Genomic DNA, 22,445 nt, shown 5'->3' with positions numbered 1-22,445 from the left:
CTAGTTTTCTGGCGCAGCCCTACTATGAACGCCATGGCCCGACCGCACAAGCCCTTGCTGAGCACCGAACGGATCGTCGCCGCGGCCGGGGAGCTGATCGACGCGGAGGGGCTCGCCGCGCTCTCGACGCGCCGGCTCGCCGCCGAACTCGGCGTCAGCGGGCCCTCGTTGTACAACCACTTCCGCACCAAGGACGAGATCGTCGAGGCGGTCGCGGACGCGGTGAGCGCCCGGGTCGACCTGTCGATGTTCGAGGACGGCCGCGGCTGGCGCACCGCGCTGCACGACTGGGCGACGTCGTACCGGGCCGCTCTGCGGGACCACCCCAACATCGTCCCCGTACTCGCCCAGGGCCCTGGTCGTAGACCTGCGGGACTACGGGTCGCCGACGCGGTGTACGGCGCGATGGTCCGGGCGGGGTGGCCGGCCGCGCAGGCGACGTCCGTGGGGGCGCTGATGCGGTACTTCGTGATGGGGTCGGCGCTGGGGTCGTTCGCGGGCGGGTTCGTGAAGGACCGCGGCGCGTACGACCCCGCCGACTACCCCCACCTCGGCCAGGCGCATCTGCTGGCCGAGCAGCAGGAGAAGGTGGACGAGCGGGCCTTCGAGACCGGGCTCACGGCTCTGCTGGACGGCCTGGAGGGGCAGTTCGCCCGGCTCAGCGCGAACGGGCCCGGTCCGCAAGGACCTTGATGGAGAGCAGGGCGATCACCGAGAGTCCGATGATGTACGCCGAGACCGACATCGACGTACCCGTCGTCTCCAGGAGCAGCACCATCACGAACGGCGCGAGTCCGCCGCCCGCGACCGCCGCGATCTGGTAGCCGAGCGAGGCCCCGGTGTAGCGCATCTCCGGGGTGAACAGCTCGGCGAACAGGGCGGCCTGGGGCCCGTACATGACGCTGAGGAAACACCCGGCGACGAAGGTGGAGACGGCCAGCCACAGCAGCGAGCCGGTGTCGATGAGAAGGAACATCGGTACGGCCCACAGGGCGATGCCGGCCGCGCCGAAGGCGTAGATCCTGATCCGGCCGACCTTGTCGGAGAGGGCGGCCGAGGCGGGGATCAGGACGAGTTGGGTGAGGCTGACGCAGAGCGAGACCGTCAGCACCGAACTCCGCTTCATGTCGAGGTCGCGGGTCGTGTAGTCGAGGACGCCGGTGATCAGGATGTAGAACGTCGCGGTGTTCACGGCGAAGGAGCCGCCCGCGAGCAGGACGGTGCCGAGGTGGTGACGCAGGACGGTGCGCAGCGGGGAGCTCTGCTCCGACTTCTCCTTCTCGGCCAACTCCCGTTCCGCCGCCCGGAATTCGGGGGTCTCCTCGACATGGCGGTGGATGTACCAGGCGAGCGCGAGGACGAACAGGCCGACGACGAACGGGACTCGCCAGCCCCACGCCTCGAACGAGCTCTCGCTCGTGAAGGCGCCGGCCAGCAGGAAGACGGAGTTCGCGCTCACCACGCCGATGGGGACGCCGAGTTGGACGAAGCTGCCGTAGATGCCGCGCTTGCCCTCCGGCGCGTACTCGGTCGCCAGCAGCATCGCGCCGCCCCACTGGGCGCCGACGGCTATGCCCTGCACGACGCGCAGCAGCACCAGCAGGACCGGCGCGGCCACGCCGATCGTCTCGTACGTCGGGAGGAGCCCGATGCCGGTGGTCGCGACGCCCATCAGGGTCAGCGCGAGGACCAGCATCGGCTTGCGGCCCCGTTTGTCGCCGAGCTGGCCCGCGACGATCCCGCCGATCGGGCGGGCCAGGAAGCCGACGGCGAACGTCGCGAAGGCGGCGAGGATCCCGGCGGTCGAGCTGCCCGACGGGAAGTAGAGGTCTCCGAGCACCAGAGCGGCGGCGATCCCGAAGACGAAGTAGTCGTACCACTCCACGGCCGAGGCGAGCGCGGCGGCCGTGGCGACCCGGCGGTGGGACGCCTTGGGGGTGGGGGTGGTGCGGGGGTGAGCGGTGGGGAACGTGTCCATGCGTGCACACTCCGTGGGGTGCGGGGGACGTTCCCGGGAACATACTGACCGGACGGTATGGGGTCAACGGAGTGGACGAGAAACAGGGTGATCGACCTGTTCGAGGGCGGGGACTCACGCGGGGCTCAGAGGTGAGGGCTCAGGGGTAGGGGCTACCTGGGAGTTACTCCGCGGGGTTACTCCGCCAGGTCCGGGAGGTGGGCCGGCGCCGGGGAGACGCGTTCGCCCTGGCGGTCGAAGACGAAGAGGTGGGTGAGGTCGACGAGGAGGGGGAGCTGGGCGCCGGGGCGGAGGTCGAGGTCCGGGGTGGCGCGCACGATCAGGTCGCCTGCCACCTGAGGGGGAGGGGTAGGGGGCGGTGGCGTCGCCTGGGGTAGGGGGTGACGGCGCAGGCGGGGCAGGAGCGGCCGTGTCCCGCGGCGGTGGGGCGGGCGGGGCGGCGTGGGGCGGGGGGACTCCAGGGCGGGGACCTGGGCGGGGGTCGAGCCCGTGTCGAAGTGGGCCAGGACCTCGTGGCCCTGGAACTCGACATGCCGGACCAGGCCGGTGATCAGGGTCTCGCCCGGGCGTGCCGCGCGGCCGGGGGCGATGCGGATCGCCTCGGAGCGCAGGCCGACGATGACCTCGCGGCCCTGCTGGACGCGGAGCAACTTGTGTTCCGGGGACAGGGGTTCGGGCAGCCGCAGGGCCTGCCGGCCGAGGCCGATCGACATCGCGCCGTCGAGCGGGGCGCGGACCACCCCGCGCAGGAGGTTGATCCTGGGGGTCCCGACGAACGCGGCGACGAACACGTTGCGGGGCAGCGCGTAGACGGTGCGCGGCGTGTCCACCTGCTGCAGGACGCCGCCGCGCAGGACGGCGACCCGGTCGCCGAGCGACATCGCCTCGGCCTGGTCGTGTGTGACGTACAGGGTCGTGACGCCCAGCCCGGCGGTGAGCTGGGAGATCTCGGCCCGTAAGTGGGTGCGGAGCTTCGCGTCGAGGTTGGAGAGCGGCTCGTCCATCAGGAACGCGGAGGGGTGGCGGGCCAGCGCCCGGCCCATCGCCACGCGCTGGCGCTCACCGCCGGAGAGCTGGGAGGGGTAGCGCTCCAACAGGTCCTCGATGCCCAGCATCCGCGCGGTGGCGTCCACTTGGGGGGACGGGTCCACCGCCGGGGACTCCATCCGCAGCGGGAAGCCGATGTTGGCGCGGCCCGTCATGGTCGGGTACAGCGCGAAGTTCTGGAACACCATCGCCATGTCCCGTCCGGACGGCGGGAGTTCGTTGGCGTACGCGCCGTCGAGCAGCAACTCGCCCTCGGTGATCTCCTCCAGGCCGGCGATCATCCTCAGCACGGTCGACTTGCCGCATCCGGACGGGCCGAGCAGCACCAGGAACTCCCCCGGTTCGACGTCCAGGGTCAGCCCGTCCACCACCCGGGCGCCCTTCGCGTACACCTTGCTCACGTCGTGCAGAGAGATCGCGCGTGTCATGAGCCTCGTCCCCGGCGCCGGCCGTCCCCCACGGGTCGTACGGGACGGGTGAGCATGGGAAGCTAACGGACGGCACGCGGGTGGGGGAAGGGATCGGGCGACACGGTCCGAGGGGTGAGAAAGCGGACGTCCGGATTCAGTACGACTGTGTGTCAACCGGCGCTGCCTGAACGGCTGTTCAGCGCTTGCGCACCTCGGTGAGATGCGCGAAGACGACGGTGTTCGCCGAGTACCCCGCCTTCCGGTCGTACCGTCCCGCGCACGTGATCAGCCGTAGCTCCGCCCGCCCCCGGTCCCCGTACACCTCCCGGTCGGGGAAGCTCTTCTTGTCGTACGTCGTGACCTTGTCGACGGTGTAGACGGCGGTCCGTTCGTCCGCGCGGCGTACCTCCACGAGGTGACCCGGGGTGAGTTCCTTGAGCCCGGCGAAGACCGCCCGGGCGGTGTGGGTGTCGAGGTGCCCCACGGCGACGGCGGTACCGGGGCGGCCGGGTGCGGGGCCGCCGGTGTACCAGCCGACCAGGTTGGGGTCGTCGACGGGCGGCGCGGTGAGGTGCCGGTCCCGGCCGAGGGGCAGGGGCATGACGGGGGCGTCGACATCGAGGTAGGGGATGACGAGGCGGGTGGCTCTGGAGGGGGACGGGTAGGGGGGTACGCCCCTCGCTGCGGCGCGGGCGGCCGGAGGCGTGCTCCTCGCGGCGGGGCCGGACGCCGGGAGGACGCTCTTCGCGTCGGAGCCGGGGCTGTGCGCACCGGGCGCCGCGGTGACCGTCGGGGGCGCCGGGTCGCCGGCCCACCACACACAGCCGGTCGTCAGCGCGGCGGCCACGACGAGGGTGCGCGTGAGGCGGTAGGCGCGGGTGCGGTACCAGGGACGTACGGGGGGACGCCGCCGTACCTGTGGGCCGGGCCCGGCGCCCGGAAAGGCGCCGGGGGTCCGGGGCATGCGTACCGCTCCGGAGCTACGCGGCACCGTGCGGGCGGCGCCGGAGCCGGAACCAGGCCACCGCGCCGACCGCGGTGACGCCGACGGCCGCCGCGCCGGCCAGCGGGCTGAAGGTGTCGGTCTCGGCGAGGCCGCCGCCGCCCGCCGGGGGACCGCCGTTCGGCCCGCCGGGGCCGCCGCCGGGCCCGCCCGGACCACCGCCGGGGCCGCCCGGGCCGCCCGGCGGCGGGCTGCTCGGCGGGCTCGTGGGCAGGTCCGGGCAGTCGACCTTGAACACCTTCATCTTGCCCGCGCCGTTGCCGCCGACGATCTTCCAGGTCAGCTTGTACTGCCCGGTCGGCAGCAGCAGGTTCTCGGTGACGCCCGTGCCGTTCGCCAGGGTGAGCGAGTCGGAGAGCGTGGCCGTCGTGCCGGAGTTCCCGCCCTGCGGCTGGATCGTCCAGGTGATGCCCTGGGCGGTGTCGAAGTTGAAGGCGTCGAGGTAGAACCGGCAGACCTTCGGCTGGTTGGCCTGGGCGCCGATCGCGGTGTCCACCATGTGGATCTTGACGTCGCCGTTGTCACCGGGGGCGGCGACGGCGGCCGTGGCTCCCAGGAAGGTCATCCCGGTGGCGGCGAGCGCCGTCAGGGCGGCGGCCCCACGGGAGGGGTACGGGCGAGAGTGATACCTGCGGATCACACAGTCCTCCGAGTCAGATGATTGTCATCTTTTTCGGAAGCCTGTGCCCATGAGATACGAGGTGGGCGGCAACATCGCCGTGCGGGACGTCAGTCCTCACTCCTACGGCTCAACGAGAGGCGCCCTCGCCGCCGCGGAGAACGGTCCCTCTCAGGTACCTCCCCCTCGGGTACCCCCTCCCCCGGAGGTTTCGGTGCCCGCAGCGCCACCCCCGCCGACAGCAGCAACAGCACCCCCAGCATCAGGAACGGCGCCGCGACCCCGGCGACACCCGTCGTCAGACCCGCCCCGGCGGGCGCCGCGACCTGGGCGAGACGGTTCCCGGTGAGGCGCAGCGCGAGGGCCGTCGAGCGGGCGGAGGCGGGGGCCGCCTGGACGACCGTCGTCATCGAGAGGGGCTGGCCCACGCCCAGGCAGAAGCCGAGCGCCGCGAGGACCGTGCCAAGTACCCACACCGGTACGGGAATCGCGATCGCCGCGCAGAGCAGGGCGGCCAGCAGACAGGTCAGGGTGAGGAGCCAGGTTCGGCCGAGCAGCCGCAGCAGCGGCGTCAGGATCAGCCGGCAGGCGATGGAGGCGGCGGCGCGCAGGCTGAGGAGGAGACCGACGGCCGCCGGGGAGATGCCGCGGTGCTCGCCGACGACGGGGAGGTAGGCGGTGAGGATGTCCGTCGCGGACAGCACCGACATGCTGACGAGCATCCCGGCGGGCACGCCCCGGGTCCGCAGGATCCCCGTCACGGAGACCCGGTCACCTTGCCTCGTACGGGACTCGGGGATCGTCTCGCGGTCCTCGATCCGCCACAGCGAGCTGACCGCGACGGCCGCGCCCGCCCCCGCGACGAGCAGGGCGAGCGCGCTGGTCCCGGCGAGGTCGTCGCCGCCGATGAGGGCGCCGGCGGCGACGGGTCCGGCGAGCTGGCCGAGGGAGGCGCCGATGGTGAAGTGCCCGAAGTTGCGGTCCTGTTCGTGCGGCGCGGACTGCCGGGCCACCAGCGACTGCGCGCCGATGACGAAGCTGAGGTGCCCGAGCCCCATCACCCCGCTCCAAAGAGCCATCGCCCACAGCGAGTCGGCGGCCCCGCTCAGCGCGCAGCCGCCCGCGATCAGGACGACCCCGGCCGGCAGCAGCGGCGCGCACCGCCCGTGATCCGTACGGCGTCCCAGCGGGACCGCGACGAAGAGCGGCAGCAGCGCGTACACCCCCGCGATGACGCCGACCGCCCGCTCGTCCGCGCCCAGCGCGAGGGCCCGGTAGGAGACGGCGGGCCGGGCCATCGACACCGCCCCCTGCGCGAAGGAGAAGGCGACGACGAGCCTGAGCAGCCAGCCGCGGTTCCTGCCGGGCCTCACAAGTACCTCCAGATGTACGCCGGTCGAGCCGGATCCCCCGCTGGTACTACGGAGCTAGATGATCCCGAAGAGCATGCCCGCCGCGAGGATCACCAGGCAGGTGAGACAGGCCCACTTGACGACGAACCGGGTGTGGTCGCCGAACTCGACCTTCGCCATGCCGACGAGGACGTAGACGGCGGGGACGAGCGGGCTGGACATGTGCAGCGGCTGGCCGACGAGGGAGGCGCGGGCGATCTCCAGCGAGGAGACACCGTGGGCCTGGCCGGCCTCGGCGAGGACGGGCAGGACGCCGAAGTAGAAGCCGTCGTTGGACATGAAGTAGGTGAGCGGGAGGCTCAACAGGCCGGTGACGAAGGCCATGTGGGGACCCATGCCGTCGGGGATGTTGTCGACGAGCCAGCGGGCCATGTGGTCGACCATGCCGGTGCCCTTGAGGACGCCGGTGAAGACGGCGGCGGCGAAGACCATCCCGGAGACGTTGAGGACGTTCTCGGCGTGGGCGGCGAGGCGGGCCTTCTGGTCGGGCATGTGGGGGAAGTTGACGGTCAGGGCGAGGGCCGCGCCGAGCAGGAACAGCACCGGGATCGGCAGCCACTCCATGATCATCGCGGTGAGGAGAGCGGCCGTCAGGAGGGCGTTGAACCAGTAGAGCTTGGGGCGCAGGGTGGGGCGGTCGGGGTCGAGGACCCGGAAGCCGTCGTCGTCCTCGTCGCTGTCGTCGCCGGTCGTCGTACCCGTGGGCCCCGTAGTACCTCCGGTGGAGCCCGTGGACCCCGTAGTACCCGTAGTACCCCCGGCGCCGCCCTTGGCCTCCGTAGTACCCGTAGTACCCGTAGTACCCGCGCCGACCAGCACCGTCTCCGACTCGACGGTCTTCTCCTCGACCAGCACCTCGTCCAGCGTCAGCACCCCGAGCCGCTTGCGCTCGCGGCGGCCGAGGACGTACGAGAGGGCGATCACGAAGGCCAGGCCCACGGCCAGCGCCGGGATCATCGGGACGAAGATGTCGCTCGCGTCGAGCTTCAGCGCGGTCGCCGCACGGGCCGTCGGACCACCCCAGGGCAGCGTGTTCATCACGCCGTTGGCCATCGCGGCGACACCGGTCATCACGACCAGGCTCATCTTCAGCCGCTTGTACAGCGGGTACATCGCCGAGACGGTGATCATGAAGGTCGTGGAGCCGTCGCCGTCGAGGGAGACGATCGCCGCGAGGAGCGCCGTACCGACGACGATCCGGAGCGGGTCGGCCTTGCAGAACTTCAGGATGCCCCGGACGATCGGGTCGAAGAGGCCGACGTCGATCATCACACCGAAGTAGACGATCGCGAACATGAGCATCGCCGCGGTGGGTGCGAGGCCGGTGACGCCGTCGATGACGTAGTCGCCGAGGTGGGCGCCCTTGCCGACGAAGACGCAGAACAGCGCGGGGATCAGTACGAGCGCCGCGATCGGCGACATCTTCTTCAGCATGATCAGGACAAGGAATGTCGCGATCATGGTGAAGCCGAGGATGGTCAGCATGAGTTGGATACCTAACGTTCGCCCTTGAACATCCCACCGGGGGCTGGCGGTGCGACGACGTTAGGTGGCCCGCGAGAGTGTTAACAAGACGTTGACACGCGAGCAATAAGCGCAAAACTCCAGGTCAGGTACTAGAGCTCTAGTACCGGGGGCCGGATCGCGCCGTCAGCTCACGGGGTCCAGCTCGACGGGTACGCCGTTGAGGACCGCGTTCCCCGACAGCGGGTCCAGCAGCCGGCCGTCGAGGATCTGGTTGACGTTGACGCCGGGATCGAGCGCGGCGTGGCTCATCCGGGTGCCGGGGCGGTCGTGGCCCCACCCGTGCGGGAGGCTGACGACGCCGCGCCGCACCGAGTCGGTGACCTCGACGGGCGCGGTGACCGCTCCCCCGGCCCCCTTGACGCGGACGCGCCCGCCGTCGGTGATGCCGAGGCGTTCGGCGTCGTCGGGGTGGACGTGCAGGGTGCAGCGGTTCGAACCGCCGGTCAGGGGCGGCACGTTGTGCATCCAGCTGTTGTTGGAGCGCAGGTGGCGACGGCCCACCAGGACCAGTCCGTCGGGGAGTCGGGTCATCGCGCCGGCAAGTCGCGGCAGGTCGGCGGCGATCGGCTCGGGGAACAGCTCGACCTTGCCGCTCCTCGTCTTCAGCGGCTGCGGGAGGCGCGGGCGCAGCGGGCCGAGGTCGATGCCGTGCGGATGCGCGAGCACCTTCTCCAGGGTGACCCCGTCCGGCCGTACCCCGAAGCCGTCGCCGTACGGGCCGAGGCGGAGCATCAGGTCGAGGCGGCGCTCCACGCCGTTCTCGCCGGTGAGCCGGTCGGCGAGGTCCTTGGGGTCGCGGCCGTGGACCGGGGAGTGGGCCTCCTTGACGGCCTTGCCGAGGGTCTGGGCGATGACCAGGTCGTCGACGGCGGAGGGGTCGGCGCCGTGCATGCCGGTCGCGGCGAGGGTGAGACGCGCGAGGATCTCGCTCTCGGCCATACGGCCGGGCTCCAGCGGGATCGCGGCCCGGTTGTAGCGGACCTGGGCGCGGATGGCGAGGGTGTTGAGCGCGAAGTCGTGGTGCGGGCTCTGCGAGGGCGGCGGCGGGGGCAGGACGACGTCGGCGTGCCGGGAGGTCTCGTTGAGGTAGGGGTCGACGCTGACCATGAACTCCAGCCCGGACAGGGCCTTGTCGAGGCGGTCGCCGTCCGGCGCGGACAGCACCGGGTTCGCGGCGACGGCGATCAGCGCGCGGATCGGCTCGCCCTCCGCCGTCGCCGTGTCGATCTCCTCGGCCAGCGCGGAGAGCGGCAACTCGCCCTTGGCCTCCGGGTGTTCACTCACCCGCGACCGCCACCTGCCCAGCGCGAACCCGTGACTGGGGCCCGCCGGACGCGGCGTCCTGTCCGTCGCCGCCTGCGGGAAGAGGGCACCGCCGACGCGGTCCAGGTTGCCGGTGAGGATGTTGAGGACGTCCACGAGCCAGCTCGTGAGCGTGCCGTACGGGACCGTGCAGCTCCCGATCCGCGCGTACACGGCGGCAGTCGGGGCGGCCGCGAGGTCCCGGGCGAGCGTGCGGATCGTGCCGGCGTCGACGTCGCAGGCGGCGGCCACGACGTCGGGGGTGAACTCGCCTACGGCGTCCCGGAGTTCGGCCAGGCCCTGGAGGTGCGGGGTCAACTCCCCAGGCGCCACGAGGTCTTCCTCGAACAGGGTGTGCGCCATCGCCGCGAGCAGCAGGGCGTCCGTACCCGGGCGGATCGGGACGTGGCGGTCGGCGAGCTTCGCGGTGCGGGTGCGGCGTGGGTCGATGACGACGAGGGTGCCGCCGCGCGCCTTCAGCGCCTTGAGGCGGCCCGGGAAGTCGGGGGCCGTGCACAGACTCCCGTTGGACTCAAGGGGGTTGGCGCCGATCAGCAGGAGGTGGCCGGTGCGGTCGAGGTCGGGTACGGGGATGGCGTTCGCGTCGCCGAAGAGGAGGCCGGAGGAGACGTGCTTGGGCATCTGGTCCACCGTCGAGGCGGTGAAGTAGCTGCGCGTGCCGAGGCCGGCGAGCAGGACGGGCGGGTAGAGCGCGCCGGCGACGGTGTGCACGTTGGGGTTGCCCAGCACCACGCCGACCGAGTCGGCGCCGTACCGCTCGACGACGCCCCGCACTCCGGCGGCCACGGCGTCGAACGCCTCCGTCCAGGTCGCCTCCCGCAGCTCGCCGTCCCGGCGGACGAGCGGGGTCCGCAGGCGGTCGGGGTCACCGTCGAGGGCCCCGAAGGAGGCGCCCTTGGGGCACACGAAGCCCTTGCTGAACACGTCGTCCCGGTCTCCCCGGGCCCGGGTGACCGCGGTCCCCTCGATCGTGAGCGTCAGGCCGCAGGTGGCCTCGCACAGGGGGCAGACACGCAGGGCGGTTCGGGACACGGGTCCTCCCGGGGGGCGGCGGCTTCGGCGCGGGTACTACGACGTGGGTACTACTGCTCAGGCACTACTGCTCGGGTACTACCCCTCCGAGCGTACCGACCGGTAGGTATTACGGCGAGCCCCTTGGGGAAACCCTTGAGGAGCCTCGCCCGAGCCGACCCCCGGCCGGCCCTGAGCCGGCCCCAACCTGCCCCCTCGGCGCCTCAGTCCAGCACCCTCGCCAGATACGCCCGCAACAGCTCCCGCGTCTCCTCGATCACCCTCTCGTCCCCCTCCGGGGAGAGGCGGAAGGCCAGGTGGACCAGGGTGTCGGCGGTCTCGACGGCGATCAGGAACGTCCGGCGGAGGTCGTCGTCGGGGGCGCGGTCGAGGTAGTCCGAGAGGAGTTCCGTGAGGCGGTCGGCGACGCGCGTGTTGGGCTCGGCGTGCCGGGAGCCGACCGGGATCTGGTTGCCGAAGTCGACGAGGGAGAAGCCGGGGGCGGTACGGGTCATCTCCAGGTACTCGTCGAGCACCGCGTCCATCGCCGCCCGCCAGTCCCCGGCGCGGGCCCGCCTCAGCCGCTCGGTCACCCGTGCGGAGTACCTCTCCAGGTTGCGCTGGGCCAGCGCGTCGGCCATCTGCCGCTTGTTCCCGAAGAAGCGGTACACGGACCCGATGGGCACGCCGGCCCGCTGGGCGACGGCCCGGGTGGAGAGGTCGTCGTAGCCCACCTCGTCGAGGAGATCCGCGCACGCGTCGAGGATCCTGGTCAGCCGTTCCGCACTGCGGCGCTGGACGGGCGCGCGGCGCAGCGATGTCTCTTGGGGCACGGAGTTCATGACGCCTTTCCGCCGGGGACCGGGACACCTCGCCCCTGGGGACGGAACGGGCTGCCGGCCGCGCTCGGCTCCGCGGAGGTGCTAGAGGTTACCGCCGTAGCACCGGAGAGGGACGGGGGGCTCCCGGAGGGCGGGAGGTGGGGGGTGACCATGACGAGGGAGGCGTACGAGGCGGACAGGTGGCCGTAGGAGGCGGGCGAGGCCACCGGGAACGGCGTACCCGAGGCGGTCGCCGGGAGAACCCCGGCCCCTTGCCGCTGCCCGGCACCGACGACTCCTGCGCTCGTCCAGGCCGCCGCGACGCCCGCGCCTGCGCCGCCCACCGAGCCCAACGAGCCCAACGCAGGATTCGCCGTACCCCGCGCTCCCGAGGCACCCCCCGCAGGCGAGGGCGAGGGCGACCCCGCCCCCGTCGGCCCCGGTGACGCCTCCGGCTCCGACGCCGTGATGTCCGCCGTGCTCTGCACCGCCTTGCCGTCGACCGCCCACACCGTGCCGTCGTCCGCGTACAGCCGGGCCGTGACGTGGTGGGTGCCGTGGGGCAGGTAGCCCGCGCCGATGCGGTACTGCGGGGTGCGCAGTTCGGCGAGCGGCTTCTCGTCGACGTAGAGCCGGGCGACCCCGCGGCCCTCCACGGCGCGCGCCGCGCCGCCCTGGGGCGAGAGGCGGAAGTTGCGCAGGGTGAGCCGGACCTCCCAGGTCCCGTCGGAGTCAGGTTCGACCTGGACGCCGACCCAGGGCGCCCCCTTGCTGTTCACCTCCCGGTACCGGCGGCCCGCCTCGTCCGTGTCCTCCAGGAGTTTTCCGGCAGGCGCGGTCGACGCACCGTTCTTCCCGTCTCCCTGTTCGGAGCCGGCGCTCGACCCGCAGCCCGCGAGTCCGGCCGGCAGCAGGACACAGACCGCGAGCGCGGCGAGAAACCCACGCGTCCACGACATGCCGAGAGCCTAGAACAGCGCTCCGCCGCTCGAATCCCCCTGAAGTCTGGTTCTCGTCACCCCCTGATCGTCCTCCCAGAGGACTACCCGGGTACCTCTTGCGAGCCGGCCCCTTCATTCCTACGGTGATACAGAGGATTCGGACGCGAGGGAGCGACGATGGCCACGGACGCCCGTAAGACCGCGGAGGGACTGGGTTACCTCACCGGCTTCGGCAACGAGCACAGCTCGGAGGCGGTGCCCGGCGCCCTCCCCGAGGGCCGCAACTCCCCCCAGCGTGCCCCGCTCGGCCTCTACGCGGAGCAGCTCAGCGGTACGGCGTTCACGGAGCCGCGCGCCCACAACCGGCGTTCGTGGCTGTACCGGGTCCGGCCGAGCGCGGCGCACCCCGCGTTCGCCCGGACGGACAACGGCGCGATCCGTACGGGCCCCTTCACCGAGGCCGTCCCGGACCCCAACCGGCTGCGCTGGAACCCCCTCCCGGAGCCCGCCCCCGGCACCGACTTCCTCGCCGGTCTGTGGACGGTCGGCGGCAACGGCGACGCCACGCAGCGCGCCGGCATGGCCGTGCACCTGTACCACGCGAACGCCTCGATGGACCGCGTCTTCTCCGACGCGGACGGGGAGTTGCTGATCGTCCCCGAGCGCGGCGGGTTCCTGCTGGACACGGAGTTCGGGCAACTCCACGCGGAGCCTGGGCACATGGCGCTGATCCCGCGCGGCGTACGGTTCCGTGTCACCCTCCTCGACGCGACCGCCCGCGGGTACGTCTGCGAGAACTACGGCGCCCCCTTCCGCCTCCCCGACCTCGGCCCGATCGGCGCCAACGGCCTCGCGAACCCACGGGACTTCAAGGCGCCGGTCGCCGCGTACGAGGACGTCGAAGGCCCCGTCGAGGTGGTGAACAAGTTCTGCGGCAACCTCTGGCAAGCGACGTACGACCACTCCCCGCTCGACGTCGTCGCCTGGCACGGCAACCTCGTCCCGTACGTGTACGACCTGCGGCGCTTCAACGTGATCGGGACCATCTCGTACGACCATCCCGACCCGTCGATCTTCACGGTGCTGACGTCCCCGTCGGACACACCGGGGCTGGCCGGCGTCGACTTCGTGGTGTTCGCGCCGCGTTGGCTGGTCGGCGAGGACACGTTCCGGCCGCCGTACTTCCATCGGAACGTGATGAGCGAGTACATGGGGCTGATCGAGGGGGCGTACGACGCGAAGGCCGCCGGAGAGGGGGGCTTCGTGCCGGGCGGGGGTTCGCTGCACAACACGATGTCCGCGCACGGGCCCGACCGGGAGACGTACGAGCGGGCGAGCCGCGCCGAGCTGAAGCCCCAACGCCTCGACGACGGGCTGGCGTTCATGTTCGAGACGCGCTGGCCGATCACGCTCGCGGCACACGCCGGGGAGCACCTTCAGGAGCGGTACGACGATGTCTGGCAGGGGTTGGAGCGGCACTTCCGTCCCGGGCACCGCAGCTTCAGGCTGGAGCCGTGACCTCCTTCGCCCCCGACTCCCTCACCCTCAACGCCAAACTCCCTCTGTGGTACCAGGTTTCGCAGTCCCTGCGCGCGTCGATCCTCGGCCGCGCGCCCGACGCACCCCTGCGCCTGCCCACGGAGGAACAACTCGCGGGCCACTACGGCGTCAGCGTCCTCACCATGCGCCAGGCGCTCAAGGAACTGGAGACCGAGGGCCTCATCTCCCGCCACCGCCGCCGGGGCACCTTCATCGAACCCACCGCCCAACGCGGCACGCCGGTACGCCTGTTGGGCTCGATCGACGCGATCGTCGCCCAGCAGTCGGGCATGCGCACCGCGCTCCTGGCCCACAGCGAGGTCCCGACCCCACCCGAACTGGCGCCCCACTTCCCGGACTTGCCGAACCTCACGACGTACCACCGCCTGCGCTCCGACGAACAGACCGGCGTCCCCACCAACCACGCCCGCAACTGGATCCGCCCCGAACTCGCCGCCCGCATCACCCCCGACGACCTCACCCGCCACCCCATGACCAAGGCCCTGCGCGACATCGCCCACGCCGACATAGCCCGCATCACCGACACGGTGGAAGCCCGCCTCGCGGACCCGGAAACCTCCCGCCTCCTCCAAGTCCCGCTGCTGAGCCCGATCCTGCACTACACGGGCATCACCTACGACACATCGGGCCGGGTCCTGGACGTCGCGGTCATCCACTACCGGGGCGACCGCTTCTCGTTCACGGTGACGCTGGAGGCACCATGAGCGGGCGTCCGGCGAAAGTCACCCGGGTCGACATGAACCCCTATGTCCCCTCTACGGCCCGCCCCGACTCCGACGTACCATGCCCAGCGTGACGCACGACGACGCTCCGCCGCTCGGGGACCTCATGCCGTGGGCCGTCGCGCCGCCGAGGGTGGGGCGGGGGTGGCCGGTGGGGCCCGACGACGCCTCGCTGCGGGCGCGTTGGGATGTGCTGGTGGGGGCGGAGAGGGTGGAGCGGGCGGCGTTGTTCGAGCCGTCCCGGGCGCGGAGTCCGGAGTCGGCGGTGGCGCAGTTGCCGGGGCAGGCCACGGACACCGGCAGGCTCGCGCATGCCGAGGGGCCCTGTCCCGCGCCGGTGCGGGTGCTGTACGCGCCGTACGACGAGCAGTGGTTGATCCCCGACCACCGGCTGATCGACGTGGCGCGGCCGGAGTTGTGGCGGGTGGCCGGCGCCGGTCAGGTGTTTCTCGTGGAGACCCCGGACGCCCTGCTGGCCACCTCCCTGCTGCCGCTCCTGCGCCCGGCCCGGATCCGCCCCCTGTACCGCCGTCCGGGCGGCCGGGAACCGAACCTGGCGCCGGGGCTCCTGGAGCATCTGAGCGGCGTCCTGGGCACGCCCGTCGGTCCCGAGGACGTCCTCGCCTGGATCCTCGCGACGACTCCCCCCACAGAGCTACGGGTCCCCCTCACGGACGACCCCGAGGTCTGGGCCGAGGGCATCCGCAGGGGCCGCCGTCTCCTGTGGCTGCACCGCAGGGACGGGGACCGCCCGAGGCTCCCCGGCGGACGCCGCCCCTACGTCCGCGCACCGCTCCCGCCACGCCCCGTCACTCTCCGGTACGACCGCGAGGAGGAGTCCCTCCACCTCGACGAGGGCCGCGTCTCCCCCGTCCCGGCACAGGCGTGGGACTTCGAGGCGGGAGGCGTACGGGTACTGGAGCAGTGGTTCGCGCGCAGGACGGCCCAGGACGCGCCCCCGGGCACCCTCGCCGCCGTCGGCCCCACGGCGTGGCCGCAGGCGTGGACGTCCGAACTCCTGGAGCTGGTCACGGTGTTGACGCTGCTCGCGGAGGCGCGGGAGCCGTTCGAGGCGGAGCACCGGATCAAGGATCTCGGCGAGGCGGGCGTCGTACCCGTCCCCCGCAGGTATTACCGCCCCGCCTCGGTGCTCGACCACCGGGAGGAGGGCCCGGAGGGGCAGTTCACCCTGCTCTGAGCCCTGGGTCCAGGCACTGCATCCAGGCCCTGGGTCTAGGCCCTGGGTACGAAGCCGTCCAGTACCCGCTTGAGCGCTTCCTCGAACACCGCCTCCAGGTCGATCGGCCCGGGATCCTCCGTGAACGCGGCGGCCATGCGCGGGTACCGGCCGCTCATGACCTGCGCTCCCAGGTAGGCGATCCGGACGGCGTTCTCCTCCTCCTCGGACCAGGGCAGTGAGCGCGTGCGCTCGGTGGCGGCCAGCTCACCGGAGACGTACACGGTGACGACCCCGTTGATCATCGCGACGAGTTGCATCTTCATGCCGTACGTCATCGAGGTCAGCGGGTCCAGGCAGGTCAGGCAGTGTTCCAGGTAGCGCAGGGCGTTGGGGCTGAAGCCGTAGGACGCGGACATGAGGCGCGGCAGCCAGGGGTGGCGCAGCATCAGCCCGCGGGTCTGGTGCCCGACGCGGAGCATGTCGGCCCGCCAGTCCCCGCCCGGCTCCCACAGCTCGTGCTCACCGCTGACGGCGTCCATCATCAGCTCGTACAGGTCCTCCTTGCGGGGGACGTAGTTGTACAACGACATGGTCCCGCAGCCCAGTTCGGCGGCGACATGCCGCATGGAGACCTCGTCGAGCCCGCGCGCGTCGGCGATCTTGACGGCCGCCGCCGCGATGTCGGCGCGCGTGTACGCGGGCTTGGGCCCCCGGCCGGTCCGCTCGGGACGGGTCCAGATCACTTCGGGTACGGACGGGCGGCCCGCCATCGTTCATCACCTCGCCCCCCATCTTAGTTACGTACACCGTACGTAGTGCGCTATGGTCGCACCATGACTTCTACGTACGCTGTACTTAGTGAAGGTCTGGAGAAGCGGTTCGGCGAGGTCCACGCCGTGCGGGGACTCGATCTCGCCGTCCCCGAGGGCACGGTCTGCGGCGTCCTGGGCCGCAACGGCGCGGGCAAGACGACGGCCGTACGCCTCTTGACGACCCTGCTGCGGCCCGACGCCGGCTCCGCGCGCGTGGCGGGGTACGACCTCGTCCGCGAGGCCGCCGCCGTACGCCGCGCGATCGGCGTCACCGGGCAGAGCACCTCCGTCGACGGCGACCTCACCGGCCGGCAGAACCTGCGCCTGTTCGCCCGGCTGCACCGGGTGCCGGGGCCGGGAGAGCGCGCCGCCGAACTCCTGGAGCGGTTCGGCCTCGCCGGGGCCGCCGACCGGCCGGCGTCCACCTACTCGGGCGGGATGCTGCGCCGCCTCGACCTCGCGGCGAGCCTGGTGCGCCGGCCGGCCGTGCTCTTCCTCGACGAGCCGACCACCGGCCTCGACCCGGCCAGCAGGAACGACGTCTGGGACGCCGTACGGGAGGTGAAGCGGCGGGGTACGACGGTGCTGCTCACCACGCAGTACCTGGAGGAGGCGGACCAACTCGCCGACACCGTCGCCCTGGTGGACCGGGGTCGGGTCGCACGGACCGGAACACCCGCCGAACTCAAGGCGGTTGTCGGCACGCACGCCGAGGCCGTCGTCGCCGATCCGGACCTGCTCGCGAAGGCCGCCGCAGTGCTCGACCAACTCACCGGCGGTGAACCGGTGTTCGACCACGAGCGGGGCGCGGTCGGCGCGGTCACCCGCGACACCACGCTCACTCTCCCCCGCCTGGTGCGCGAACTCGACGCGGCGGGCGTGCCGTTGCTCGACGCGAGCCTGCGGCCACCGACCCTCGACGAGGCGTTCCTGCGCCTCACCGACAACGCTCACATCACGGACGACGCCCAGGAAGGCAGGGCGGCATGACCGCGACGACGCTCCGGTACGACGGAACGGCCATGGTCGGGCGGCAGTTGCTGCGGGTCCGCAACAACCCGGCGCTGGTGATCCTGACCCAGACGATGCCGATCACGATGCTGCTCTTCTTCGGCTACGTCTTCGGCAGCGCGCTGGCGATGCCGGGTGCGCAGTACCGTTCCGTGCTCGTGCCCGGGCTGCTGGTGGCGACCGCGGCGAACGGGATCATGACGGGGATGTTCCAGGCGGCCCAGGACGTCCACCGCGGGGTGACGGACCGACTGCGGACCCTGCCGGTGAGCCGGGCGGCGGTGCCGCTCGGGCAGACGGTGGCCGACCTGGTGGTGACGGCGGCCGGGACGGTGCCGTTCCTGCTGGTGGCGCTGGCGGTGGGCTGGCGGGTCGAGGGCTCGGCGCTCGCGGCGGCCGGGGCGCTGGCGCTGCTGCTGCTGTTCCGGTTCGCCTGCACCTGGGCCGGTGTCTTCCTCGGGCTGCTCTCCCGCAGCGAGGAGGCCGCCGGGCAGCTCGGCAGCGCGACGTTCATGCTGCCGCTGCTGTCCAACGCCTATATCCCGACCGACAACCTGCCGGGCTGGCTGCGCACGACCGCCGAGTGGAATCCGATCAGCGCGCTGACGACAGCGCTGCGCGACCTGTTCGGCAACGCGCCCGTGCCGGAGGGTGCGGCCTGGCCGGTGGCGCATCCGGTCGCCGGTTCCCTGCTGTGGTGCGCCGTACTGCTGGGCGTCTTCGGGCCGTTGGCGGTACGGCGGTACGCGGGTGTCCAGCGGTGAGGTGAACGGGGTGGTGGACCGCCGGAGTTGGGGAAGACTTCGGCGGTTCGCGGCACAACTGGACAAACCGAGCACGGGTGTTGGGGAGGCGGGAGTCGGGGACCCGCTTCCGGGTGAGACACGCCAGGCACCTCCGCGGCCGTGGGGACGACGGACCGCGGCCGGGGACGCGACGCCTGGACCGGGGAACCCGTCAGTGCCGGCGGCTCCCGAACAGGCTGCGGCGGAGCCTGCGCAGGGGCGCGAAGAGCGAGACGCGACTCACCCGTCGGCCCTGGTCACTGGGCTGGTGCCGGTTGTCGCGCGCGGTCAGCTCCCGCATGAGCGAGGTCGCCTCGGCCGCCTCCCGCTGCGGTACGGCGGGACCCGCCAGCACCGAGAGATGGCGGTCGAGCCGCGAACTGGTCGCGCTGCTACCGCACGTGATCGCAGGGACCCTGGCCCTGCTGTGCATCGTTATCTGTTCCATCGTCACTCCCCACCCGTACGAGTCCACCCGACCCCGGGCAGGTTAACCCTATCTCCCCCCGGGGTCACGCGTGTATCGCGTTCACAGGATCACCCTTCCCCGCAAGGGGGTTGACGACTCCCCCGCGATTACTCTCCGAATCCGACCGATTTCAGGGCGAGTTGGACAACTGGCTGCGAAGTGGGCTGAGGTGACCCGCCGGCGGGCTCCACCGTCACAGCGAGTGACGTCGCGTCGGAGCTGAGACCCGTCGCCACCAAGGGCGTGTCGCCGTCGAAGAGTCCGAGCGAACGCGGCTGCACATCGGGCCGCATCAGCCAGAGTTGATGCACCTGGCCGCCGCCGAGTCCGCCGTACCCGCGCAGCGTGACGATCGCGTCGCCCTCCGACGCGGAGGCGATGACGCCGATGCTGCGGCCCTGCGCGTCCCGGCCGCTCCCGGCGCGGGCGTCCGGCGCCGAGAGCACCTGCGCGATGTCCCGGGCGCGGTCCTGCGCGGCGTCCAACCGGTCCTGCGTACGGCTGGTCTGGACCGCGAAGAGGGAGGCGACGACGAGCGCGGCGGCGGCCGTGACGATGGCGAACGGCGCGAAGAGCGGACGGCGCGCACGCGGGGCGCGTGAAGCACGGGAGCGCCCGGGTGGCGGCTGCGCGCCCCATACGTGCGGCGGAAGCTGAGGCGCGCGCTCCTGAACAGCGCGCGCCCCCGTCGGCTCCTGCGGGGTGACCTGGACGGCGGCCAGCACCCGGTCGCGCAGCGCGGCCGGCGCCGGGGCCGCCGTCGACCAGGCCAACCGGACGGCGTCCTCGGCGAGTTCACGGACCTCGGCGGCGCAGGAGGTGCAGGAACGCAGGTGCTTCTCGAAGCGGCGGCGCTCGTCGCCGTCCAGTGCGTCGAGGGCGTAGGGGGCGGCCAGTGAGTGGAGGTCCCCTCTGCCCAGCAGACGGTTCAGGACGCTCATGCGGCACCTCCCAGGCAGTTGCGCAGCCGCGTGAGCCCGTCGCGCATCCTCGTCTTCACCGTGCCCAGCGGCAGGGAGAGCCGCTCGGCCACTTCACGGTACGTGTAGCCGTCGTAGTACGCGAGAGTGACGGACTGACGCTGGAGCGTCGTCAGCCGGCCGAGACAGCGGCGTACCCATTCGCGTTCCATGCCCGCCTCGACCTCTTCGGAGACCTGGTCGAAGGCCGGGTGGTGGGTGCGCAGGGCCTCGCGCTGCTCGCGTTCGCCGGCCGCGCGCACGCTGCGCACCCGGTCGACGGCGCGGCGGTGAGCCAGGGTGAGGATCCACGACAGGGCGCTGCCGCGCGCGGGGTCGAAGCCGGCGGCCGAGCGCCAGCACTCCAACAGCACTTCCTGAGTCACCTCCTCCGACTGCGACGGATCGCGCAGGACGCGCCGTACGAGACCGAACACCGGACCGGACACCAGACCGTACAACTGCTCGAAGGCCCGCTGGTCGCCTCGCGCCACGAGCACCAGCAGCTCGTCCGCCTCCATGCGGTTCCCCTCTCCGCGGCCGCAGCCGGGCCGTCCCCTCACACCAGGCACTCGCACGCGCACACACCTCCGGTGGAAGTACGGATGAGGCGACCTGAAACGCGGGTCGGGAGCAAAAATAAAAAAACTTCAGATCGACCAATCCGAACAGCCCTTCCGCTCCGTATACCCGTCCGTCAAGCAAGTTGGGACCTCAGGACGGACGGCATGACGACACCTAACTTCCGCAGCGCCGCAGGGCGCAGGAGCATCGCGACCCTGGTCTGTGGCGCGCTGGCCGCGGGCGGACTCACCGCCGCTTCGGTGGCCCTGCTGGAACCGGGGGTCGCCGCCGCTTCCAGCCACCGCGAAGCCCCGCTGATCTCCGGCACCCCGCAGTACGACAACACCGACGTGTACGCGTTCGTGAGCCCGGACCACCCGGACACCACGACGCTGATCGCGAACTGGATCCCCTTCGAGGAGCCGGCCGGCGGCCCGAACTTCTTCCCGTTCGCCGAGGACGCCCAGTACGACCTGAACATCGACAACGACGGTGACGCGAAGCAGGATCTGACGTTCCGTTACACGTTCAAGACGCACGTCAAGAACAAGAAGACGTTCCTCTACAACACGGGTGCGGTCGAGAGCCTCGACGACAAGGACCTGAACGTCACGCAGACCTACGACCTGGAGCTGATCAAGCTCAAGAAGGGCAAGGTCCAGCAGACGACGAAGATCGCCAACGACGCGCCGGTCGCCCCGTCGAACGTCGGCAAGGCGTCCATGCCGAACTACGCCAAGCTGCGTGACCAGGCGATCTACAAGCTCTCCAACGGCGCGAAGACCTTCGCCGGCCAGGCCGACGACCCGTTCTTCCTCGACCTGCGCGTCTTCGACCTGCTCTACGGCGGGAACCTCTCCGAGGTCGGCAACGACACCCTCAAGGGCTACAACGTCAACACCATCGCCCTCCAGGTGCCCAACGACATGATCCGCGAGGCCGCGCACCAGCCGATCGTCGGCATCTGGTCGACGACCCAGCGCGAGAACGCCCGCGGCAAGTACGAGCAGGTCTCCCGGCTCGGCAACCCGCTGGTCAACGAGGTCGTCAACCCCATCAAGGACAAGGACAAGTTCAACGCGTCCGTCCCCAAGGACGACGGGCAGTTCCTCAAGAACGTCACCAACCCCGAACTGCCCAAGCTCATCGAGGCGATCTACAAGATCAAGGCCCCGGCCGAGCCGCGCAACGACCTCGTCGACGTGTTCCTCAAGGGCGTCAAGGGCCTCAACCAGCCGCCGTACGTGACGCCTTCGGAGCAGCTGCGGCTCAACACGTCCATCAAGCCCACCGCCAGCCCCAAGCGGCTCGGTGTGCTCGACGGCGACAACGCGGGCTTCCCGAACGGCCGTCGCCTCACCGACGACGTCATCGACGCCGCCCTCCAGGTCGTCGAGGGTGAACTCGTCGGCGCCAAGAACGACTTGGGCGACGCGGTCGACAAGAACGACAAGAACTTCGAGAAGTACTTCCCGTACGTCGCCCTGCCGACCGAGGGGTCGCGCGGTCCCGTCGCCAAGGGCGTCGACAGCGGCAACGACGTCCGCAGCCAGCTCGGCAACGCCCTTCAGCCCGGCGGGACTTCGGGCACCGACAACAACACCCTGATCGCCGCGTCCGCCGGGGCCGGCGCGGCCGGGGTGCTCCTCATCGGCGGTGGCCTCATGTGGTTCCGGCGCCGGGGGCGGGCGTACTGACGCCCACGCAGTGACCGGGCCGGGGAGACCCCTGCAACTCCCCGGCCCCACAGACCGGCGCGGCCCGGACTGACAACCGTCCCCCACGGGCCGGGCCGCGCCGACCGCAGGAAGACCGAGAGCGACCGAGGAGAGGGCATGGCCCCGCGCACCGACAGCGGCGAACCGGACCGGACGGACTCCGCACACACCCCGGACCCCACCGGCCGGCCGAAGGGGCAGCGGCCCGAGGGAAGTTCACCGCAGGCCGAAGCGGCACCGACACCCACGGCCCCCCTGCCGGAGGCCAACTCCTCGGCGCCCGCCGCTTCTTCGGGGGAGGGGGAGGAGAAGGGGACTATGGAGAACGAGGGTAAGCAGGGCAACGGCGTTTCACGGGAGGCCGGTTCGGCGGAGAAGGCCGGGCCGGTGGATGAGGGCAACTTCGTGGAGAAGGCCGGGCCGGCGGACGAAGCCGACTCCGTGGAGAAGGCCGGCTCGGCGCGGGGCGCTGAGAGCGCGGCAGAAGACGCGGCTTCGGCTTCGGCTTCGGCTTCGGCTTCGGCTTCGGCTTCGGCTTCGGCTTCGGCTTCGGCTTCGGCTTCGGCTTCGGCT

General features: G+C 71.6%; 20 protein-coding genes and 1 pseudogene. 8 read left to right on the top strand and 13 right to left on the bottom strand.

Translation table 11 applies throughout. The annotated features are described in order from the left end of the window. Positions 1–33 precede the first annotated feature (33 nt). On the top strand, positions 34–693 hold the full coding sequence (locus tag ACLZOT_RS13465; protein WP_416969095.1) for a TetR/AcrR family transcriptional regulator: 660 nt from the start codon (positions 34–36) through the stop codon (positions 691–693). On the opposite strand, the gene ACLZOT_RS13460 is transcribed toward ACLZOT_RS13465, so the two are convergent. From ACLZOT_RS13460 to ACLZOT_RS13420, 9 genes are all read right to left on the bottom strand, one after another. Further along, positions 659–1,978: an MFS transporter gene (locus tag ACLZOT_RS13460; protein WP_416969094.1), complete on the bottom strand. Its 1,320-nt coding sequence runs from the start codon at positions 1,976–1,978 to the stop codon at positions 659–661. The two genes, ACLZOT_RS13465 and ACLZOT_RS13460, sit on opposite strands and share 35 nt — an antisense overlap. Before the next feature lie 176 nt (positions 1,979–2,154). After that, a complete protein-coding gene (locus ACLZOT_RS13455; RefSeq protein WP_416969093.1) occupies positions 2,155–3,453 on the bottom strand; it encodes an ABC transporter ATP-binding protein in 1,299 nt (432 codons plus the stop codon). A gap of 178 nt (positions 3,454–3,631) precedes the next feature. Beyond that, entirely contained in the window at positions 3,632–4,399 is a 768-nt protein-coding gene (locus ACLZOT_RS13450; RefSeq protein WP_416969092.1) for a class F sortase, read from the bottom strand. Between the two features lie 16 nt (positions 4,400–4,415). Further along, the gene (locus ACLZOT_RS13445; protein ID WP_416969421.1) at positions 4,416–5,003 is read right to left on the bottom strand and encodes a hypothetical protein; all 588 of its coding nucleotides are present in this window, start codon (positions 5,001–5,003) and stop codon (positions 4,416–4,418) included. A gap of 164 nt (positions 5,004–5,167) precedes the next feature. Continuing rightward, complete coding sequence (locus ACLZOT_RS13440; RefSeq protein WP_416969091.1) at positions 5,168–6,430, bottom strand: MFS transporter; 1,263 nt, start codon at positions 6,428–6,430, stop codon at positions 5,168–5,170. A gap of 54 nt (positions 6,431–6,484) precedes the next feature. Further along, entirely contained in the window at positions 6,485–7,954 is a 1,470-nt protein-coding gene (locus tag ACLZOT_RS13435; protein ID WP_416969090.1) for a CitMHS family transporter, read from the bottom strand. Positions 7,955–8,119: 165 nt separating this feature from the next. Continuing rightward, a complete protein-coding gene (locus ACLZOT_RS13430) occupies positions 8,120–10,351 on the bottom strand; it encodes a molybdopterin oxidoreductase family protein (protein ID WP_416969089.1) in 2,232 nt (743 codons plus the stop codon). Positions 10,352–10,554: 203 nt separating this feature from the next. After that, on the bottom strand, positions 10,555–11,172 hold the full coding sequence (locus ACLZOT_RS13425) for a TetR family transcriptional regulator (protein ID WP_416969088.1): 618 nt from the start codon (positions 11,170–11,172) through the stop codon (positions 10,555–10,557). Further along, positions 11,169–12,110, bottom strand: a complete 942-nt coding sequence (locus ACLZOT_RS13420; RefSeq protein WP_416969087.1) for a nuclear transport factor 2 family protein — start codon at positions 12,108–12,110, stop codon at positions 11,169–11,171. Before ACLZOT_RS13420 ends, ACLZOT_RS13425 begins: the two co-directional genes overlap by 4 nt. Before the next feature lie 159 nt (positions 12,111–12,269). On the opposite strand from ACLZOT_RS13420, the gene hmgA reads away from it, so the two are divergent. The 3 genes from hmgA (at position 12,270) to ACLZOT_RS13405 (ending at position 15,572) form a co-directional block, all read left to right on the top strand. Further along, positions 12,270–13,610, top strand: coding sequence for a homogentisate 1,2-dioxygenase (gene hmgA / locus ACLZOT_RS13415; protein ID WP_416969086.1), 1,341 nt, complete (start codon positions 12,270–12,272; stop codon positions 13,608–13,610). Continuing rightward, positions 13,607–14,356, top strand: a complete 750-nt coding sequence (locus ACLZOT_RS13410; protein WP_416969085.1) for a GntR family transcriptional regulator — start codon at positions 13,607–13,609, stop codon at positions 14,354–14,356. The genes hmgA and ACLZOT_RS13410 overlap by 4 nt, the downstream gene beginning before the upstream one ends. A 79-nt stretch (positions 14,357–14,435) precedes the next feature. Next, positions 14,436–15,572 (top strand): type ISP restriction/modification enzyme, encoded by a 1,137-nt coding sequence (locus ACLZOT_RS13405; RefSeq protein WP_416969084.1) that lies wholly within the window; start codon positions 14,436–14,438, stop codon positions 15,570–15,572. A gap of 35 nt (positions 15,573–15,607) precedes the next feature. Here ACLZOT_RS13405 and ACLZOT_RS13400 read toward each other — a convergent pair whose 3' ends face one another. Continuing rightward, positions 15,608–16,324, bottom strand: a complete 717-nt coding sequence (locus ACLZOT_RS13400) for a TetR/AcrR family transcriptional regulator C-terminal domain-containing protein (RefSeq protein WP_416969083.1) — start codon at positions 16,322–16,324, stop codon at positions 15,608–15,610. A 63-nt stretch (positions 16,325–16,387) separates the two neighbouring features. On the opposite strand from ACLZOT_RS13400, the gene ACLZOT_RS13395 reads away from it, so the two are divergent. Then, a complete protein-coding gene (locus tag ACLZOT_RS13395) occupies positions 16,388–17,356 on the top strand; it encodes an ATP-binding cassette domain-containing protein (RefSeq protein WP_416969082.1) in 969 nt (322 codons plus the stop codon). Then, positions 17,353–18,141 (top strand): ABC transporter permease, encoded by a 789-nt coding sequence (locus tag ACLZOT_RS13390; RefSeq protein WP_416969081.1) that lies wholly within the window; start codon positions 17,353–17,355, stop codon positions 18,139–18,141. The genes ACLZOT_RS13395 and ACLZOT_RS13390 overlap by 4 nt, the downstream gene beginning before the upstream one ends. A 193-nt stretch (positions 18,142–18,334) precedes the next feature. Here ACLZOT_RS13390 and ACLZOT_RS13385 read toward each other — a convergent pair whose 3' ends face one another. The 3 genes from ACLZOT_RS13385 to ACLZOT_RS13375 form a co-directional block, all read right to left on the bottom strand. Then, positions 18,335–18,610 (bottom strand): hypothetical protein, encoded by a 276-nt coding sequence (locus ACLZOT_RS13385; RefSeq protein ID WP_416969080.1) that lies wholly within the window; start codon positions 18,608–18,610, stop codon positions 18,335–18,337. 128 nt (positions 18,611–18,738) lie between these two features. Further along, entirely contained in the window at positions 18,739–19,572 is an 834-nt protein-coding gene (locus ACLZOT_RS13380; RefSeq protein WP_416969079.1) for an anti-sigma factor domain-containing protein, read from the bottom strand. Beyond that, positions 19,569–20,111, bottom strand: coding sequence for a sigma-70 family RNA polymerase sigma factor (locus ACLZOT_RS13375; RefSeq protein WP_416969078.1), 543 nt, complete (start codon positions 20,109–20,111; stop codon positions 19,569–19,571). Before ACLZOT_RS13375 ends, ACLZOT_RS13380 begins: the two co-directional genes overlap by 4 nt. Before the next feature lie 207 nt (positions 20,112–20,318). On the opposite strand from ACLZOT_RS13375, the gene ACLZOT_RS13370 reads away from it, so the two are divergent. Then, on the top strand, positions 20,319–21,851 hold the full coding sequence (locus ACLZOT_RS13370) for a DUF4331 domain-containing protein (RefSeq protein WP_416969077.1): 1,533 nt from the start codon (positions 20,319–20,321) through the stop codon (positions 21,849–21,851). Positions 21,852–21,989: 138 nt separating this feature from the next. After that, a pseudogene (locus tag ACLZOT_RS13365) lies at positions 21,990–22,445 on the top strand (hypothetical protein); the annotation flags it as partial.

Source organism: Streptomyces sp. 4F14, from assembly GCF_048159485.1.
Classification (GTDB): domain Bacteria; phylum Actinomycetota; class Actinomycetes; order Streptomycetales; family Streptomycetaceae; genus Streptomyces.
Note: the sequence above shows the minus strand (reverse complement) of the source record. Positions and strands in the feature narration are given on the sequence as shown.

What these genes read in the sequence shown, in the direction of transcription:
- ACLZOT_RS13465 (WP_416969095.1), top strand. Translation starts at nt 34, where the DNA reads ATGGCCCGACCGCACAAGCCCTTGCTGAGCACCGAACGGATCGTCGCC.
- ACLZOT_RS13460 (WP_416969094.1), bottom strand. Translation starts at nt 1,978, where the DNA reads ATGGACACGTTCCCCACCGCTCACCCCCGCACCACCCCCACCCCCAAG.
- ACLZOT_RS13455 (WP_416969093.1), bottom strand. Translation starts at nt 3,453, where the DNA reads ATGACACGCGCGATCTCTCTGCACGACGTGAGCAAGGTGTACGCGAAG.
- ACLZOT_RS13450 (WP_416969092.1), bottom strand. Translation starts at nt 4,399, where the DNA reads ATGCCCCGGACCCCCGGCGCCTTTCCGGGCGCCGGGCCCGGCCCACAG.
- ACLZOT_RS13445 (WP_416969421.1), bottom strand. Translation starts at nt 5,003, where the DNA reads ATGACCTTCCTGGGAGCCACGGCCGCCGTCGCCGCCCCCGGTGACAAC.
- ACLZOT_RS13435 (WP_416969090.1), bottom strand. Translation starts at nt 7,954, where the DNA reads ATGCTGACCATCCTCGGCTTCACCATGATCGCGACATTCCTTGTCCTG.
- ACLZOT_RS13425 (WP_416969088.1), bottom strand. Translation starts at nt 11,172, where the DNA reads ATGAACTCCGTGCCCCAAGAGACATCGCTGCGCCGCGCGCCCGTCCAG.
- ACLZOT_RS13420 (WP_416969087.1), bottom strand. Translation starts at nt 12,110, where the DNA reads ATGTCGTGGACGCGTGGGTTTCTCGCCGCGCTCGCGGTCTGTGTCCTG.
- hmgA (WP_416969086.1), top strand. Translation starts at nt 12,270, where the DNA reads ATGGCCACGGACGCCCGTAAGACCGCGGAGGGACTGGGTTACCTCACC.
- ACLZOT_RS13405 (WP_416969084.1), top strand. Translation starts at nt 14,436, where the DNA reads ATGCCCAGCGTGACGCACGACGACGCTCCGCCGCTCGGGGACCTCATG.
- ACLZOT_RS13400 (WP_416969083.1), bottom strand. Translation starts at nt 16,324, where the DNA reads ATGGCGGGCCGCCCGTCCGTACCCGAAGTGATCTGGACCCGTCCCGAG.
- ACLZOT_RS13395 (WP_416969082.1), top strand. Translation starts at nt 16,388, where the DNA reads ATGACTTCTACGTACGCTGTACTTAGTGAAGGTCTGGAGAAGCGGTTC.
- ACLZOT_RS13390 (WP_416969081.1), top strand. Translation starts at nt 17,353, where the DNA reads ATGACCGCGACGACGCTCCGGTACGACGGAACGGCCATGGTCGGGCGG.
- ACLZOT_RS13385 (WP_416969080.1), bottom strand. Translation starts at nt 18,610, where the DNA reads ATGGAACAGATAACGATGCACAGCAGGGCCAGGGTCCCTGCGATCACG.
- ACLZOT_RS13380 (WP_416969079.1), bottom strand. Translation starts at nt 19,572, where the DNA reads ATGAGCGTCCTGAACCGTCTGCTGGGCAGAGGGGACCTCCACTCACTG.
- ACLZOT_RS13375 (WP_416969078.1), bottom strand. Translation starts at nt 20,111, where the DNA reads ATGGAGGCGGACGAGCTGCTGGTGCTCGTGGCGCGAGGCGACCAGCGG.
- ACLZOT_RS13370 (WP_416969077.1), top strand. Translation starts at nt 20,319, where the DNA reads ATGACGACACCTAACTTCCGCAGCGCCGCAGGGCGCAGGAGCATCGCG.